This window comes from Streptomyces sp. NPDC050528 (assembly GCF_044457795.1).
Classification (GTDB): domain Bacteria; phylum Actinomycetota; class Actinomycetes; order Streptomycetales; family Streptomycetaceae; genus Streptomyces.
The window spans coordinates 109,831-125,705 of the sequence record NZ_JBITHH010000012.1; the positions used below are offsets into that span (position 1 = coordinate 109,831).

The 15,875-nt window shown below is 70.2% G+C and carries 16 protein-coding genes; 9 read left to right on the top strand and 7 right to left on the bottom strand.

The window, feature by feature from the left end; translation table 11 throughout:
• Positions 1-94 precede the first annotated feature (94 nt).
• Entirely contained in the window at positions 95-385 is a 291-nt protein-coding gene (locus ACIBK4_RS35855) for a hypothetical protein (protein ID WP_399001650.1), read from the top strand.
• A 388-nt stretch (positions 386-773) separates the two neighbouring features.
• Positions 774-1,436, top strand: a complete 663-nt coding sequence (locus ACIBK4_RS35860) for a hypothetical protein (protein WP_399001652.1) — start codon at positions 774-776, stop codon at positions 1,434-1,436.
• A 278-nt stretch (positions 1,437-1,714) separates the two neighbouring features.
• On the opposite strand, the gene ACIBK4_RS35865 is transcribed toward ACIBK4_RS35860, so the two are convergent.
• Entirely contained in the window at positions 1,715-2,053 is a 339-nt protein-coding gene (locus tag ACIBK4_RS35865; protein ID WP_399001654.1) for a thioredoxin family protein, read from the bottom strand.
• 315 nt (positions 2,054-2,368) lie between these two features.
• Complete coding sequence (locus tag ACIBK4_RS35870; protein ID WP_399001657.1) at positions 2,369-3,508, bottom strand: helix-turn-helix domain-containing protein; 1,140 nt, start codon at positions 3,506-3,508, stop codon at positions 2,369-2,371.
• Positions 3,509-3,595: 87 nt separating this feature from the next.
• On the opposite strand from ACIBK4_RS35870, the gene ACIBK4_RS35875 reads away from it, so the two are divergent.
• From ACIBK4_RS35875 to ACIBK4_RS35890, 4 genes are all read left to right on the top strand, one after another.
• On the top strand, positions 3,596-4,651 hold the full coding sequence (locus ACIBK4_RS35875; protein ID WP_399001659.1) for a ferredoxin reductase: 1,056 nt from the start codon (positions 3,596-3,598) through the stop codon (positions 4,649-4,651).
• Between the two features lie 7 nt (positions 4,652-4,658).
• The gene (locus ACIBK4_RS35880) at positions 4,659-5,777 is read left to right on the top strand and encodes a fatty acid desaturase family protein (RefSeq protein ID WP_399001661.1); all 1,119 of its coding nucleotides are present in this window, start codon (positions 4,659-4,661) and stop codon (positions 5,775-5,777) included.
• A gap of 554 nt (positions 5,778-6,331) precedes the next feature.
• Positions 6,332-6,823 carry a hypothetical protein gene (locus ACIBK4_RS35885; RefSeq protein WP_399001663.1) on the top strand — a complete coding sequence of 164 codons (492 nt, stop codon included), beginning with the start codon at positions 6,332-6,334 and terminating at the stop codon, positions 6,821-6,823.
• 399 nt (positions 6,824-7,222) lie between these two features.
• Positions 7,223-8,335, top strand: coding sequence for an aminotransferase class V-fold PLP-dependent enzyme (locus ACIBK4_RS35890; RefSeq protein WP_399001665.1), 1,113 nt, complete (start codon positions 7,223-7,225; stop codon positions 8,333-8,335).
• 364 nt (positions 8,336-8,699) lie between these two features.
• Here the strand turns inward: ACIBK4_RS35890 and ACIBK4_RS35895 are convergent, their stop codons facing one another.
• Entirely contained in the window at positions 8,700-9,176 is a 477-nt protein-coding gene (locus tag ACIBK4_RS35895; RefSeq protein ID WP_399001667.1) for a hypothetical protein, read from the bottom strand.
• A gap of 338 nt (positions 9,177-9,514) precedes the next feature.
• On the opposite strand from ACIBK4_RS35895, the gene ACIBK4_RS35900 reads away from it, so the two are divergent.
• On the top strand, positions 9,515-10,321 hold the full coding sequence (locus tag ACIBK4_RS35900) for a dienelactone hydrolase family protein (protein ID WP_399001669.1): 807 nt from the start codon (positions 9,515-9,517) through the stop codon (positions 10,319-10,321).
• On the opposite strand, the gene ACIBK4_RS35905 is transcribed toward ACIBK4_RS35900, so the two are convergent.
• From ACIBK4_RS35905 to ACIBK4_RS35920, 4 genes are all read right to left on the bottom strand, one after another.
• Positions 10,249-10,542: a DUF1330 domain-containing protein gene (locus tag ACIBK4_RS35905; RefSeq protein WP_399001672.1), complete on the bottom strand. Its 294-nt coding sequence runs from the start codon at positions 10,540-10,542 to the stop codon at positions 10,249-10,251. The genes ACIBK4_RS35900 and ACIBK4_RS35905 overlap by 73 nt on opposite strands.
• A 39-nt stretch (positions 10,543-10,581) precedes the next feature.
• Positions 10,582-11,076, bottom strand: a complete 495-nt coding sequence (locus ACIBK4_RS35910) for a transposase family protein (RefSeq protein ID WP_399001674.1) — start codon at positions 11,074-11,076, stop codon at positions 10,582-10,584.
• A 233-nt stretch (positions 11,077-11,309) separates the two neighbouring features.
• Positions 11,310-11,822 carry a hypothetical protein gene (locus tag ACIBK4_RS35915; RefSeq protein WP_399001677.1) on the bottom strand — a complete coding sequence of 171 codons (513 nt, stop codon included), beginning with the start codon at positions 11,820-11,822 and terminating at the stop codon, positions 11,310-11,312.
• Positions 11,819-13,249 carry a polymorphic toxin-type HINT domain-containing protein gene (locus tag ACIBK4_RS35920; protein ID WP_399001679.1) on the bottom strand — a complete coding sequence of 477 codons (1,431 nt, stop codon included), beginning with the start codon at positions 13,247-13,249 and terminating at the stop codon, positions 11,819-11,821. Before ACIBK4_RS35920 ends, ACIBK4_RS35915 begins: the two co-directional genes overlap by 4 nt.
• A gap of 69 nt (positions 13,250-13,318) precedes the next feature.
• Between ACIBK4_RS35920 and ACIBK4_RS35925 the strand changes: the two genes are divergently transcribed.
• Both ACIBK4_RS35925 and ACIBK4_RS35930 read left to right on the top strand, forming a co-directional pair.
• Positions 13,319-13,495, top strand: a complete 177-nt coding sequence (locus tag ACIBK4_RS35925) for a hypothetical protein (protein ID WP_399001681.1) — start codon at positions 13,319-13,321, stop codon at positions 13,493-13,495.
• Between the two features lie 240 nt (positions 13,496-13,735).
• Entirely contained in the window at positions 13,736-15,874 is a 2,139-nt protein-coding gene (locus tag ACIBK4_RS35930; protein ID WP_399001683.1) for an ATP-binding protein, read from the top strand.
• Position 15,875: the final 1 nt, after the last annotated feature.

Here is a 15,875-nt window from a genome sequence, read left to right on the forward strand (position 1 = left end):
GGCCCGCGCTTGGTTGTCGGCATCGCGCGCCGGGCCCGGTGACGGCCCCCGCCCAACGTGAGGCCCATGACCAGGTTGACTGCATCCCGGCGCCATGGGCGCGAAAGTCGGCGGCCAGGCGCCCCGTTCGGGAGCCCGGGTGTTGTACGCCCCCACCGGCCGCGGCCTCGCCAGCCTCCAACGGGCCCAGGAGGTAGACCTGGAGGCCGCCGAGTCCCTCGAATCCGCCCCGGCCGCAAGCGACTACGTCCAGTTGGTCTGCCTGCCGCACGCGGCGGAGGACGTGGCGCACGAGATCCTCACGCACCCCTTCCGAGGCGCGTACACCGAGGCCAACGCCATCAGCCCGGACCCGGCTCATCACCGCCGCCTACGCCGAGCGTGACGTACTCATGCTCGTATCGCACACCACCGGCCTACAGCGGGGATCAGCACCCGACAACAGCCCGAAAAGATCAGTAACGGAGCTTCCGCAACTCCTCGCGGTGGGGGTTGGAGCCGTGGCCCTTGTCGCCGACCAGCGAATCCGGCCGACGGCGTGGCCGGCCGGGACGCCGGGAAATCACCGCACGTCACCCCGGGCTCCCTGCCTGGCCGCCCTCGCCCCCCTTCAGCAAGCCGTGGCCGTCGCCAGGCGAAAGGCATTGCGTACGGTTCCTTTCGCATCGCGGCCGCGGTCAAGTGGCGAGGTCACGTTCCGCCGGTGAGTGCGTCAGGTGTCATGCCGAAAAACCAGGCAGCGGGGAACCATGCAGCGCCGGGATACTGAGCTGGTGAGCAACGCCATGACCAAGTACGAAGTGGATACTGAGCAGTTGACGCGAAGGGTCTACCTCGGCCTGCGCGAGGACAGCCTCAACCCGCAGGACGTTGTCGCTCTCGCCTGCGAACTGCTCGACTGGTTCCACTGCACCGACGCCATCCTGGAGGTCGTGGAACGGAACCCGGCCGAGGTGCCGCCGGCGGAGATGACAGCCCTGGCCCGGCGCATCCTGGACGACGCGGGCTTCGAGCCCGGCTTCGACCTCGCTCCCGAGCGTTTGGAGATGTTGCGCGCCGCGCTGCGGATCGTGACCCGCGACCTGTCCACGCGCGGGATCGAGGGCGAACCGGAGATCGAGATTCTGGAGGACTGGTTCCCGGTGGGAGCCGGTGTCCGCCTGGCCGACGGCGGACGGCTCAACTGGGGCGGCCCCATCCTGCCGAACATGTGCGACGACCCGACCACGGCGCTGACCAGCCTGGCGATCCTGATCCAGGAGAGCCTGCTCGAATGGACCTGGCAGGTCTGGCCGGTGTGCCCCCTACATGGCCTCGGCGTCCACGGCTCGGAGCGGGAGCGCGAGGCTGTGTGGTGGTGCGCGGGCGATGGCGGACACGTGCTCGCGCCCGTCGGTGAACTCACACACGCTCTCGGCCGCCGTCGTCCCAAGTAGGGCTGGCGGTGGTGCAGTTCGTTGCGAACGAGCGCCGGTATCCGGCGGTGGGTGCCTAGTTCCGCCGACCGGGTGCGGGACAGAGGCGTTCGCTTTCGCGGTCTGAATTGGTGACCAGGTCAGGCGTGGCCGCGCGGGCGACTTCGCAAGGTGCCGCCCGGCGTGTGAAGTGGAATCGCCAGGCGCGTGCTCCGATGGCCTGGGGCCCGCCCTGCATGCGTTCTGCCTCCCCTGGACGAGACCTGACAGGCGTCGCGGCCACGTGCCGCAGCGGCCTCTCAGAGGTGGTCGTCCAGGAACTTCCGCATCTCGCTGATGGTCATGGGCCCCGTGCCGTGCGCCACCGCCTCGCCCTCCTTCAGCAGGACGTAGGACGGGGCTCCGGTGATCCCGTATCGCTCGGTTGCGGCCGGACAACGCGTGATGTCGGCGCGAACGGCCGTCAGGCGGCCCGTGTAGTCGTCGGCGATGCCACCCACGACGAGGTCCATCACCCGGCAGGGCTCGATGGCCTTGGGCCATGTCCCGGTGAAGTATGCGAGGACCGGAACTCCGCTCATCCCGAGGATGAAATTGAACTCCGCGTCCTCACGGGGTCGGTGAACCCGCGTCGCCATAGAAGCTCCTGACCTCGCATTCCGTCATTCCATCCCCATCATCCCCCGCGCGGTGTGCCAGGTCGGCCCGGTCCCCTTGCCAGGAGAGCACCCTCCACGACCACATGAACGCCGTTCTCCAGAGCACAGCTGCCCAGAACGCCGACCAGATGCTCGACGAGCGCGACGACGAGCGGGCCGGTCCTCCCATCAGCCCCGGTCTCAGCCGGCTCATACCGCTCTTCGACGGGCCGCACGAACCAGCTGATGGCACCGAGAACGAGGCACGATTCCTGGACCGTTCGCGGACGCGGTCGTGGACCATCTACGTACGCGTCAACCGACCCCAAGGCCGACCGCCAGCGTCAGCTCAAGGACCCGGTGTGGCGATGCGAGATCGGGAAACAGCTCCCGCAGCTGCGCCATCCGGTACCGGACCGTCTGGGGATGGACGAACAAGGCCGCCGCCACCTCGTCCCGTCTGCCCTGGTGCAGCAGCCACTCCCGCAGCGTCTCCTCCAGCCGCCGTGCGGTCGCGGCAGGCAAGGTCCGCAAGGGGGCGAGGGCTCGGGCACGCAGGTCCGCGAACGCCTCCGCGTCGGCGCTCAGCACCAGCTCGGGCAGATGGTCCTCGGTGTCGCGAATATCGGAGGAGAGCAAGCGCGCGCGTGCGGCCCGTGCGTACGAGGCGGACGCACGAGTCCATGGCCGGGCCGGGCCGACCACGGCGGTGCGGTCGGTCAACTGCCGCAAGAGATGGGAGCGGTCGGCATCGGGGACGAGCAACACCCCGGTGGCGTCCGGCAGATCGTCGAGGACGAGGGTGCTCGGGTCGAGCGCGCGGTAGGCGGGCCGGGCCTGGGCTGCGGGCAGCAGTATCGCGGTCAGCGACACCGGAGGCTGCCACCCGGCCCGCTGAGCGGACGCCAGCAGCACGTCCGGGCTCGCGCCGGCGAGGAGGTCGCGGGCCAGGTGTTCCAGGTGGCGCTCGTGGTCCCTGCCCCGGGCGGTCAGTTCGTCGGCGTGGCCCGCGGCGCTCGCGGCGGAGAGCTCGTCGATGTAGGCGAAGGTCAGTTCGGCGAACTTGGCGACCTCGGCGGCGGGCAGACCTGCGGGTACGGCACCCGCCGCCAGGCATCGCCAGGCCACGCGGGCGCCGACGCGGTAGGCGCTGAGCAGGGCGTCCATCGAACGGCCGTCCCGGACCTCGCCGCGGCCCAGCTCGTAGGCCGCGTCACCGGCGTCGCCGCCGGTGGCGTTCCCGCTCGCGAGGTCCAGATAGTGTCCCAGGGCGGTGCGGACGGCTCGGCGGATGGTGGCGCCCATGCTGCCCGAAAGGGCGTTGGCGTAGGAAGGGACCTCGTCGATGATCGCCTCGACGACCTCGTCGGCGGTGGTCCTCAGCGCGGCCCGAAGTGCGGTGACCGTCGTCTCATCCAGGGCCAGTTCGCTGGCCCTTCGTATTGCATGGCTCACGTTTTTGTTCCCTGCGAACAATTCTGCCGACCAGATTTACGTCCTGCGGTCAGGACTTTACGCCTTGAGGCGCAGCAGGCTGGAGTCATGACGAGTACAGCCCTCCGCACCAGGGCGTGGAAACTGCTGGAGATGGTCACGACGCCGCTGCTGCCGTCGGACTACCTCGACCTGGTCAGCCCGCTGCGCGCGGGAGCCGACCTGCGCGGACGCATCGAGGCCGTACACCCCGAGACGGGTGACGCCGCGACCATCGTGATCAGGCCGGGACGGGGCTGGCGCGGCCACAGAGCCGGTCAGTACGTGCGGATCGGGGTCGACGTCGACGGGGTGCGCCTGTGGCGCGCCTACTCCCTCACCTCGCCGACCGACCGTCAGGACGGCCGCGTCACGATCACCGTGAAGGCGATCGACGACGGCAAGGTCAGCAACCACCTGGTCCGCAGGGCACAACCGGGCACGCTGGTCCAGCTCGACCAGGCGACCGGTGACTTCGTGCTGCCGCAGGCCAAGCCCGCCAAGGTGCTGTACCTGACGGCCGGCAGCGGCATCACGCCCGTGATGGGCATGCTGCGCGACACCGAGTTCGATGACGTCGTCATGGTCCACTGCGCGCCCCGGCCGCAGGACGTGATCTTCCGCGACGAACTGCACGATCTGGTCGCGGACAAGAAGCTGCGGCTCACCGAGGTGCACACCGACACGGACGGCAAGCTCGACATCGCCCGCCTCGACGAACTCGTGCCCGACTGGGCCGAGCGCGAGACCTGGGCCTGCGGGCCCACGGGCCTGCTCGACGCCGCCGAAGAGCACTGGAGCGAGCACGGCGTACCAGAGCGCCTGCACACCGAACGCTTCCGCCCCAGCATCGTCACCGCCGGCGACGGCGGCGAGGTCACGTTCAGCGCCACCGGCAAGACCGTCGACGCGGACGGCGCCACGCCGTTGCTGGACGTCGGCGAGGAGGCCGGCGTACTCATGCCGTCGGGGTGCCGCATGGGCATCTGCTTCGGCTGCGTCACGCCGCTGAAGACGGGCGCCGTCCGCGACCTGCGCACCGGCGAGATCACCGAGGCCGAGCCGGGCGTCCTCATCCAGACCTGCGTGTCCGCCGCCGCGGGTCCCTGCGACATCGAACGGTAGGAGCACCTTGACCGCCACCGACCCCACCGCCCACCTGACCGCGCAGCAGATCGAGGAACTCGGCCGCGAGCTCGACGCGATCCGCGACGAGGTGATCGCCGGCCGCGGCGAGAAGGACGCCGCCTACATCCGCAAGGTCATCTCGGCGCAGCGCAAGCTCGAACTGGCCAGCAGGGGTGTGCTGTTGTTCTCGCTCTTCCCGCCCGCGTGGCTGCTCGGCACCGCCGGCCTGTCCGTGGCGAAGATCATGGACAACATGGAGATCGGCCACAACATCCTGCACGGCCAGTGGGACTGGATGCGCGACCCGAAGATCCACTCCACCACCTGGGAGTGGGACCACGTCTCCCCGTCCGAGCAGTGGAAGCACTCGCACAACGAGCTGCACCACACGTACACCAACGTGATCGGCAAGGACAACGACCTCGGCTACGGCATCATGCGCGTCGACGAGGACCAGAGGTGGCACCCCTTCCACCTCGGCCAGCCGCTGTGGAACTTCCTCAACGCCTGCTTCTTCGAGTACGGCATCGCGGCGTACGACCTGGAGCTCGGCAAGAACCTGCAGAAGCGCCGCCGCAAGAACCCGGAGTTCCGCGAGCGGGCCAGGGCCGTGGGCCGCAAGATCCGCAAGCAGGTCCTCAAGGACTACGTGATCCACCCGCTGCTGTCGGGCCCGTCATTCCTCCCCACGCTCGCCGCCACGTTCACCGCGAACCTGGTCCGCAACATCTGGACCCACTCGGTGATCATGTGCGGGCACTTCCCCGAGGGCGTGCAGGTCTTCGAGCGCCGTTCCATCAACGGCGAGACGCGCGGCCAGTGGTACCTGCGCCAGATGATGGGCTCCGCGAACATCAGCGGCAGCAAGGCCATGCACTTCATGACCGGCAACCTCTCCCACCAGATCGAGCACCACCTCTTCCCCGACCTGCCGAGCAACCGGTACGCCGAGGTCGCGGTGAAGGTGCGCGCGCTGTTCGAGAAGTACGAGCTGGAATACGTCACCGGGCCGCTGCCCAAGCAGGTGTTCTCCGCGTGGCACAAGGTCTTCCGGCTCTCGCTGCCGAACAAGAAGCCCAAGGTCAAGACGCCGGACCGCGAGCAGGAACTCGTCGCGGCCTGAATCCCGGCACCGGTCCAGACCTCTCGGCCGTACCGGCACAACCGCCGGGTTCGGTGAGATCCGTTGCGGACAGTGGGCGGCCGCGACATCAGACCGTAGGACACGAGATTCGGGCAGCCCGGTGTCCGGCCACGCTGGCTGGCCGTGCGCCAGGCGCTCGGCACACGGCCCCGGCGAGGAGCTGTGGCGCTGGTGGCGCCGACCTTCCGTGGTCGGGGCGGTAGCCGCGTGCGTACGCGCGCTCGGTTGTGTAGTCGCCGGGACCGCGCAGCTGCCGGACGGGGCGAGCCGGTCGTGCGGGATGGCGTGGGCCGCCTCGCGTTCGAGCGGCTGCACAACCGACCTGCCCGGCACGCTGCCGGAGCGACCCGAGCGTCGGAAGAGCGGCCGGCCCACTTCGTCGCGTTCGATCTGCTGCGGCTGCCCGGGACGGACACGGTCTCCTGGCCGTACCGGCGGCGCAGGGCCGCGCTGGAGTCCGTGTTCGCCGCCTGCCGGCTGTCGGAGCCGTCGAACAGCACGAGACCGGTTCGGCGTCCGGCACGACGACCCCGGTGCAGCAGCTCGGTGGCGCCTTCGGCGTGGCCGTCCTCGGCACCGTATTCTCCGGTCTGCTGGGCGGCGGGATCGCCGGCGCGGTCGACCACCGCTCGGACGACCCGCGCGGCCGGCTGACTGCGGCACACGCCGCTCCGGCGACGCAGGACCACATCGTGGCCGACCTGCGCCGCTGCGCCTCGGACCGCGCCACCGTCAAGGACCCCGCCGCGACCTCGGGGTCCTGCGCACTCCTGGAGAAGGACACCCGGTCCGCTGTGACCACGTCCGAGGCGGGTGCCCGGATACCCGCCGCTCTGGAGGCCACCGCCTCGTCGGCCTTCCCCAGCGGTTTCGCTTACGTCATGCAGACGCTGCTCCGGATCGTCGACGGAATGCTCGCGCTGACCTTCCTGCTCTCCTTCCTCCTGCCGCGCCACGCCCGCCCCGAGGGAGCCGCCGGACACGGAGTCCGGCCTCTGCAATCAGCGCGCACCGGGCGGTCGTAGCCCCTTTCCGGGAGGGGCTACGACCGCCCGTGTTCCACGCCGCACGACAAGCGGTCGGTCGGGCCTGTGGCGGGCGGTTCGGGACCGGGTTCTGCCGCCCGCATCCCTGCCGGCACCGGAGAGCACTCAAGAAGTCGGCGGACCATTCACCGGCCGCGGCCCGCCGGGCGGTCCCTTTCGCCGGTGCCGGCGGCAACTCGCCCGGTGCCGGTTCGTCACGACGGCCGGCCGCTTCCGGGATGCCCGGGCGCCGTTCACCCCGGTCAGGTCCGATCCGCGGGCGCCGCGTACCGTGCGGGCGGGTGGGAGCACGCACGCGATGGCCGGAAGGGGGCACCGCTCGCCGGCCTCGCGACACCCACCCCGCCGTAACCGCGCACCCTCCCGGAAGGAAGCCCCGTGCTCACGTCGTACGCAGACCACTTCGACACGCCTGCGGGATATCTCGACTTCGCGCGGTTCGGTCCGCCGTCGCGGAACGTCGTGGCCGCGACCGCCCGGGCCATGGAGGAGTCCGCTCGCGCCGACCACACCACCGTCGACGGGCTGATGGACGCGGAAGCCGTGGCACGCGACACGGCCGCCCGCCTGGCCGGTACCGACGGCCCCCACACGGTGCTCCTCCCGAACGCGTCCACCGGGCTGTTCCACGCCGCTCTCGGAATCCGTGCGGGCGTGGTCCTCGCACCGCGCACCGACTTCCCGTCCAATCACTATCCGTGGCGGCGCAGCGCCGATCTCGGCCGGGCCACGCCTCGCTGGCTCGATCCCGCGCCCGCTGAGGGAGTCACCCCCGACCTGGTCCGCGCCGCGCTGACCGACGACGTCGTCGGTGTGTCCGTCAGCGCCGTCGACTTCCGCACCGGCTTCCGTGCCGACCTCGCCGCGCTGCGCGAGGTGATCGGACCGGACCGGCTGCTGATCGTGGATGCCATTCAGGCGTTCGGGGTGGCGCGGATGGCGTGGGACGCGGCCGATGTGGTGGTCGCGGGCGGTCAGAAGTGGCTGCGCGCCGGATGGGCCACCGGCTTCGCGGCGCTGTCCGACCATGCCCTGGAGTCCCTGGAACCGGTCCTCACCGGCTGGACGGGTGTGGAGGACGTCGGTGTCTTCGACGGGGCCGAGCACGCGCCCGCCGTGGACGCGCGACGGTGGTCGATCACCAACCTCAGCCCGGTGACGGCCGCCGCGTTCGCCGCCGCCCTCGGGCTCGTCGAGCGGTACACCGTCGCGGCGATCGAGGCCGCGATCGCCGTGCGGGTCGCCGAGTTGACCGAGGTCGTCGAGAAGCACGGCGGTCGCGTCCTCTCCCCCGCCGACCCGGTGCGGCGGGCGGGTGTCCTCGCCTTCGCGATGCCGGGGCACGATCCGTCCGTCGTCGCGAAGGCGCTGCACGGGGAAGGGGTCACACCGACCGTCCGTGCCGACTCCCTCCGGTTCTCCCCGCACGCCTCGACTCCCCCGGAGGCGTGCGCACGGGTGGCGGCAGCACTCGCGTCGTTGAGCAACTGACCGCGCGAGCGTCCGTGAACCTGGCGGAACCGCCGCCGAACGGGCCTGGCCGGCTGCACGGCGGGTCTGGCCTTCCTCCGAACGACTCGACGTGCGGCTCAGGGACCACGCCGTCGAAACGTGTGCGGTCATCGCCGACTTCGGCGAGTGGCCGGGTGCCGGTCAGCACGGCGAGACCCGGAAGTCCGCGGTGGTCTCCGCGTCGGGGGCGGGGCCGCCCTCACGGTTCGAAGCGGCGTACCGTCGTCCGTGATCGGTGTCAGGACGATTCCCAGGTCCCGGGCGGCGGTGCCCGCGGCGGTCTCGGAGAGAAGGTCGTCGCGGTCCGCCCAGCGGCGCGGCAGCCGGTAGCGCTGCGCGAGTGTCAGGCTGAGGTCGCCGAGCGGGAGCGCGCCGGCCAGTGCGGCGAACGCGGCCTGGCCGGTGTCGGGGTCACGCCCACCGCGGCGAGGTCGTCGAACCTCGCCGTTGTGTGCGCCGGACCCGCCCGGTCGGCGGCGGCCAGGCGGGGCGCCCGTGCTGCGGCGTCCGGGGCCGCGAGCCGGAACTCGGTCCAGCGGTGCAGCGCGTCGGACGGGTCCGGTCCCCCGAGCAGACCGCCGAGTCCCGGTCGGCCGAACGGATCCCACCCCGTCTTCCTCAGGGCGCCGACCAGCGCGGCCGGCAACCAGTCGCCGTCGTCCGCGGGCTGACGCAGCGTCACAGGTACGACACCCGTACCCCTCCGGCCGGCCACCCTGGCCCTGGACCAGCCCGGCACCGGCAGCAACGGCCGGATGACCTGCCACTCCGACTCGCTCCTGTCCGAGCCGTAGCGCGAGGCCCGGTCCGTCCGGTCCACGCGTTTCCCAGCCGGTGCGCGAGACAATCGCACGACGAGACGCGGGAGTTGCACACCACAGGCGTGGCCAGGCAAGACTGCGACAACAGGGTCTCCTGTGTGCTCGTGTGGCTGATCCAGAACCCAGTTCGACTGACCACGCCCATCGACCGGTATGCGGAAGCCGTCTGAACGAGAGACGGGGCAAAGTGGCAACGGGATGGACGGCTGCCCTGGGGACGAGGTTTGTGACGGTTCTTGTGAGCCCCCGTCGTGCCTTCAGGGGGGATACCCGTGCTGCTCTGCCAGCGGCAGAACAACAGCCGGACCGGGCTCAACGATCACTACAGTCCAGGCTCATGACGACGATGACGACGCGTACGGTCGAGTACCCGGCCGACGGTGTGACGATGATCGGGCACCTCGCGCTCCCGGCCGGTGTCGACCGCCGGCCCGCAGTGCTGCTCGGGCCAGAGGGCATGGGGCTCAGCGACGTCGAGCGCCGCCGGGCCGATGCTCTCGCCGAGTTGGGATACACAGCGCTGGCCTTCGACCTCCACGGCGGGCGCTATCTGAGCGACCCCGCGGAAATGCTGGCCCGTTGCATGCCCTTGCTCGCCGATCCCGACCGGATGCGGAGCATCGGCCGTGCGGCACTCGACGTGTTGCGCACCGAGCCGCGGACCGACCCCGACCGGATCGCCGCCGTCGGCTACGGCACCGGGGGCGCCATCGCGCTGGAACTCGGGCGCGACGGCGTCAACCTGCGCGCGATCGGGACAGTCAACGCAACGACTACGGGCCGACCGGGCGAGGCAGCCCGCATCCGCTGCCCGGTGTGGGCCGGAGTCGGATCCGAAGACCCGATCATGCCGCCCGCGCAACGCGAGGCGTTCACCGCTGAGATGCAGGCCGCGGGCGTCGACTGGCGCCTCACGCTATACGGCGGCGCCTTGCACGCCTTCCACCATCCGCCGGTCGACCATCCCACGGTCCCCGGCATTGGCTACCACCCGCGGCACGCGCAGCGAGCCTGGCGCGACGTCGTCGACCTGCTCGCCGAGTATCTGCCCGTGACGGAGGACGACCTCGGTCAGTCGAGGCCTTCGACGATGCGGAAGTCGCGCTCGACGCCGTCAGCAAGCGCGGCCAGAGCCTCCTGGTAGGCCGCGCTCTCGCGCGCCGCGACGGCCTGTTCGAAGCTGTCGAACTCGATCAGGACGGTGCGCTCGGCGATTCCGGCGTCGTGCGCCACGACCCGACCACCACGGGTGAGGACCCGGCCGCCCCCGGCCTGGACGGCCGGAGGGGCCAGCTTGTTGTAAGCAGCCAGCTTCTCAGGGTCCGAAATGGTGCGGTAGACGCTGACCCAGTAGCCCTTGGGCATGGAACCTCCAGTGTTGGGATGAGTGAGGTTTTTCCAACCTCACGCTGATGCGTGGTGCAGGACGAAGACTGCCTTCACCACGTTGGTGATTCGGTTGGTGCCGCAGCGGAGCTTCCGCAGGAGGCGTCGGCCCTTGAGGGTGGTCATGGCCCGCTCGCCGAGGCAGCGGATCTTGGCGTAGTACGGGGTGTCGGCGACGATGCGGCCTATCGGCGGCAGGGTGCCGGCGAGGATCACGAACGCCTTCGTCCGGATCGTTTTCATCGCCTCGGCCAGGGACGCGGCGAGGGCGGCCAGGGCCTCGACGGCTTCACGTATGTAGCGGTAGACGGTCGCGATCCCGATGCCGAACCCGGCAGCGAGCTGGGCGTAGGTGTCACCGCACCGCAGGTGGGCCAAGGCGAGCAGTGCCTGACGTGCGGCGGGAAGGCGCCGCCACCGCGTTCCGATCTCCTGCCGCCGGGCTGCCAGTTGTCCGGTCAGGAACCGCAGCGTGCGGCTGGACAGATCAATCGAGGACGGGTGGACAAGCACGCGAAGCTCCTGGCGGACACGGGTGATCTTGGTCGAGAAACCGTCTACCAGGAGCTTCGTCGTTGCACAGGACAGTCCAACTCGCGGTCAGGCACCACAGCTTGAAAAGGGCTCAAGGTCTCGCTCCTTACGCTTCGCAGGCCATGACCTGGTGGGTGACCGGTTCGAAGAAGCTCAGTGAAGTGGCCCACCGCGGCAAGGCCTCGGCGGGCCACTTCGGCTGTACCGCTATGTCATGTGCTGCTCGTGGTGGACGACTGCAGCACGGTGCACTCGGAATCCCACCAGGGAAGGTCTTTGCGTACCTCGTTCAGAGTGCGCTCAGAATAGTCCGGTGGAGCTTCCGGTGTTCCGTCGACATCGAGGAGGTGGAAGTCCGCTGCCTTGCCGCTGACGGAAAGTTCACCGTCCGGGAAAAGGCCTATGCGCATCTGCCATAGGCGCCGGGACGTCGCGGGAGCGCTCGACATGATCGTGAAGGCGATCAGCGTGCGCTCGAGCGGCTCTTCGCTCCATTGGAAGGAGTGCAGTCCGCGTACCACCAGCAGCGCAGCGTTCCCTGTGCGGTATTGCAGGGCTGTACGCATGTCCAGGAGCAGCCCGGCACGGCCGGTCAGGGGACACATTCTGCAGTCGAGGAGGCCGACTTCCTGCAGAGCGTCGGGCTCTTGCAGGGGGTCCCAGTCGATGGGGTCCGCTGATGCGCCGTCGGCGGCGCCGGTGAAGAGGTCTTCGATACGGGTCATGGGATGGGGATGTGGTTGTAGGGGTCAGCGTTGGAGATGCCGACTTTACCCGTAATGGGGTTCATGGATTGGCCGTCAGCGTTCATGTAGATCACGTATCCGTTGGGATGCTGGTACTTGCCCTTAGTGACGGGATCCATCACTCGGACGTACGCCACCTTGGGGTCGAGGCCGTTGGCGACAGCCTCGCTCTTCTTGATCTCGTAGACCCAGCCCTTCCCCTTGTCGCTGACAGCGACAGCTTTACGCCCCTTGGGGAGCCAGAGCTTCTCGCCCTGGGGACCGATGACGTCGGCGATGAGGCATCGGCTGTTGTGGACCAGGACGGGGATGTTCCCGGCGAGCACATAGTACGAGTGCAGGCCCTCGACGGTGAGGTTGTAGGTGCGTGCGTGCTGGTAGAAGAACCGCGTGGCCTGGACGGTGACGGTGTCGCCGTCGTCCGTGCGCAGCGTCATGCCGACCTTGAGGTCGGCCGCGGCGACCCACGCCTTCTCGGACTCGGACCAGAAGGGGTGTTCTTCGGTGGCTGTCAGTTTCTCCTCGCCGTGAGGCGTGATGAGGAGAAGTTCGGTGAAGTACTTGTCGTCCTCGGTGACGATCAGGTCCGTGACCTTGCGTGGTCCTGACTGCCGTGTGACGGGGTCCGTGGCCAGTACCTCGTCGCCGACCTGGACGGATTCGATGTTCTTCGTCGAACCGTCGTCCAGAAGGACCTTGGTGCCGGCGAGGAAACACTCCGCGCACTTCTGGGCCATGCGCGCGGCCCGGCTGCTGTCGATCGCTCCCTCGACACCTTCGACGCTCTTCTTGAGGAGCTTGAGTTTGCCTACGGGAAGGACACTCATCGCTGCCAGGGCGCACTGCCCCAGGTGCGGATTCTCGATGCACTTCTTGGCGTCGTTGAGGCCCAGGATCTCCCAGACGATTTCCTTCATTGTCGGGTCGATCGTGGGGAACACGAGGTCCTGGCCGGCCAGAGCGCACGGTGGAAGGCTGTCGCGGTTCACCGGGATGTAGCACTTGGGCCTGCTCTCCCGCTCCTTCTTCCGCCGTTCCTCAGCGAGGCGACGCGCCTCGGCTTCTTCCGCCTCCCGCTTGGTCACCACGTCCTGCCATGCGGCGGAAGCGTCCTTTGCCGCCGCCTCAGAACTCTTGCCCGCGGCGATCGCATCGGCGTGTGCCCGGTCGCTCGCCTCCTTCGCCTCGTACGCCGAGGTTCGTGCGTAGTCGGCGGAGAACTCTGCCTGGGCAGCGGACTCCTCGGCCGCCGCGGCGTCCTGGCCGGCTCGGTCGGCGGCGGCGCGTGCGGTGGCCGCGGATGCCTTGGCCTGGGTGGCGCTGGTCTCGGCCCACGGATCGCCTTCGCCGGCATCGGCCGCGACCTCCAGGTCGTCCTCACCAACAGCACCGGCGGCACCAAGCACGGCATCCGCGCAGCAGACGGCAGTTGGAGCGCCTTCGCCAGCCTGAACGGCAAGCTCGGCGCGGACACCATGATCAGCGTCGGCGCGGCCGCGGTGTCCGGGGAATTCCAGACCGCCGTCGTCACCCCCGACGGCAGGATCAGGCACACCCTGCGCCACGCGAACGGCAAGTGGGACGCCACCGAACAGGTCATCGGCTACCCCGGCACCCCTCAGAGCGTCGCCCTCACCGGCAGCGCCGGCTGACAGCCCGACGCGGCCAACACCGCCCCGGCGACCAGCCGTTGCCGGGGCGGCACCGTACGGACCATGGTCTGGGCGCATGAGCGAGACGACCAGGCATACGGCATCACGGCCAGACACTGTCGGACTGTCGATCCCCGTCGAGGGGTAGGTCTGGGAGGGCCCGTCCACGCCCGTCCCGAGCCGCTGGAGCGAGCTTCCCCGGGAGTGGACCGAGCCGCCGGCACCGTGGGAGGGGGAGCAATGGCGCGCGACGACAGGGCGGGGCCCCATCCGCCCGGTGTGGAGAACCGGCTCGACGGACGGGCGGGCGCCGTCGTACAGACGGGTGTGATCCGCGGCGACGTGCACATCCACGCCGAGCGCACCGCCGCCCCGGTACCCCGACAACTCCCCATGGGAACACGGCGTTTCACCGGCCGGACGGCGGAGTCGGCATGGCTCGACGCCGTCGTGGCCGACGCTTCCCCATCGCCCGCACTGGCCGTGGTGTCGGGCACCGCGGGCGTGGGCAAGACGGCGCTCGTCGTCGCCTGGGCCCACCGGATGGTCGACGCGTTCCCCGACGGCCAGCTGTACGTCGATCTGCGCGGCTACGGTCCTGACCAACCGGTGCCGGCGCACGCGGCGTTGGCCGGGTTCCTCCGGGCTCTGGACGAGTCGGGATCCGAGAGCGACACGACGCTCGCGGACCGTGCCGCGCGCTACCGGACCGCCGTCAGCGGTCGCCGGCTGCTGATCGTGCTGGACAACGCGGCCTCCGAGGAGCAGGTGCGCCCCCTGCTGCCGGGGGCGTCGTCCTCGGTCGTGGTCGTCACCAGCCGCCAGCCGCTGACGGGTCTGGCGGTGCAGTACGCGGCGAGACTCCTCTCCGTGGGCAGGCTGCCGGCCCACGACGCGGTCGAGTTGCTGGAGAAGAGTCTGGGCGAGCGGGTCTCCCGGGAGCGCGAGGCCGCGGCGTCGCTGGCACACCGCTGCACGGGCCTCCCCCTGGCACTGCGGATCGCGGCGGAGCACGCCGCCGACCGGCCGACACTCCCCCTGACCACGCTCGCCGCGGAACTCGACGACGAACGCACCCGGCTGGACGTACTCGACTCCGGCGACGACCCACGCTCCGCGGTGCGGACGGTCTTCTCCTGGTCCTATCACCGGCTGGGGGACGCGGCCGGCGGGCTCTTCCGCGCGCTGGGACTCCATCCCGGGTACGGCATCGACGCGTACGCCGCAGCGGCCCTCATGGGCATCGACACAGGCACCGGCCACCGGACGGCCGTAGCCCTGCTCGTGCGGCTGGCGCGGGCCCAGATGATCGCGGAGTCGGCCCCCGGCCGGTTCGACGTCCATGACCTGCTGCGCGTCTACGCCCGCGAACTCGGCGAGGCCCTCGACGACGACACCGCCCGGCAGGCCTCGCTGTGCCGTCTGTTCGACTACTACCTGCACACCGCCGACCGGGCCGACCGCGTCCTGAACAGGCATCGGTACCGGATGCCCCTCGACGGCGTGCCCTCACCGGGACCCCCGATCGACGCCTACGGCGACGCGTTGGCCTGGCTCGACGGGGAGCGGCGCAATCTGGTGGCCCTGTGCCGCCTGGACCGACCGGAGTTGGACGGACGGCGCTGGCAGCTGGCCTATGTTCTGCGCGGGTACTTCTTCCTGACGAAGCGCTGGGACGACTGGATCGAGACCCACTCGCTCGCCCTGGCCGCGTGCCGGCGGTCCGGAGACCGGGGCGCGGAGGCCATCACCCACAACAACCTCGGACGGGCGATGCTGGAGACGGGCCGGCACGACGAGGCGGCCGAGCACTACGCGTGCGCCCTGCGGCTCTACGAGGAAGTGGGTGACCGGCACGGTCTCAGCGACATGCTGGCCAACCGGGCCGTCATGCTGCGGGGGCAGGGAAAGTACGCGGAAGCCCTGCGGGACAACCACCGGGCGCTGGACTTCTACCGGCAGGAGGCGGCCGCCCGGAAGATCGCCATCACCTTGCGGGCCGTCGCGCTCAACGAGTTGGGGCTGGGCCGCTTCGCCGACGCCGTGCGCCATGTCGAGGAGGCACTGGACGGCTTCCTCGATCTGGACCTCCACCAGGAGGCGGCCAAGGGTTTCAGCACGTTGGGTCTGATCCTGCACCGGGCGGGCGAGGACGACCGCGCCGAGGAGGCATACCTACGGGCACTCGACGTCGCCCGACACTGCGGCAGCACCTACGAGGAGGCCCGGGCGCTGCACCGGCTCGGCGCCGTGGCCGCCGCCCGCCACGACACCGAGGCGGCACGCCGTCACTGGACGCAGGCCCTGGCCCTGTACCAGGGACTCGGGACCGCGAAGGCGGACAGGGTCGCGGCGGACCTGGCGACGCTGGACCGGTGAG

Coding starts and splice junctions, on each gene's coding strand:
- ACIBK4_RS35865 (WP_399001654.1), bottom strand. CDS start 2,053: ATGGCGACGCGGGTTCACCGACCCCGTGAGGACGCGGAGTTCAATTTC.
- ACIBK4_RS35925 (WP_399001681.1), top strand. CDS start 13,319: ATGATCAGCGTCGGCGCGGCCGCGGTGTCCGGGGAATTCCAGACCGCC.
- ACIBK4_RS35855 (WP_399001650.1), top strand. CDS start 95: ATGGGCGCGAAAGTCGGCGGCCAGGCGCCCCGTTCGGGAGCCCGGGTG.
- ACIBK4_RS35915 (WP_399001677.1), bottom strand. CDS start 11,822: ATGACCCGTATCGAAGACCTCTTCACCGGCGCCGCCGACGGCGCATCA.
- ACIBK4_RS35900 (WP_399001669.1), top strand. CDS start 9,515: ATGACGACGATGACGACGCGTACGGTCGAGTACCCGGCCGACGGTGTG.
- ACIBK4_RS35875 (WP_399001659.1), top strand. CDS start 3,596: ATGACGAGTACAGCCCTCCGCACCAGGGCGTGGAAACTGCTGGAGATG.
- ACIBK4_RS35930 (WP_399001683.1), top strand. CDS start 13,736: ATGGCGCGCGACGACAGGGCGGGGCCCCATCCGCCCGGTGTGGAGAAC.
- ACIBK4_RS35905 (WP_399001672.1), bottom strand. CDS start 10,542: ATGCCCAAGGGCTACTGGGTCAGCGTCTACCGCACCATTTCGGACCCT.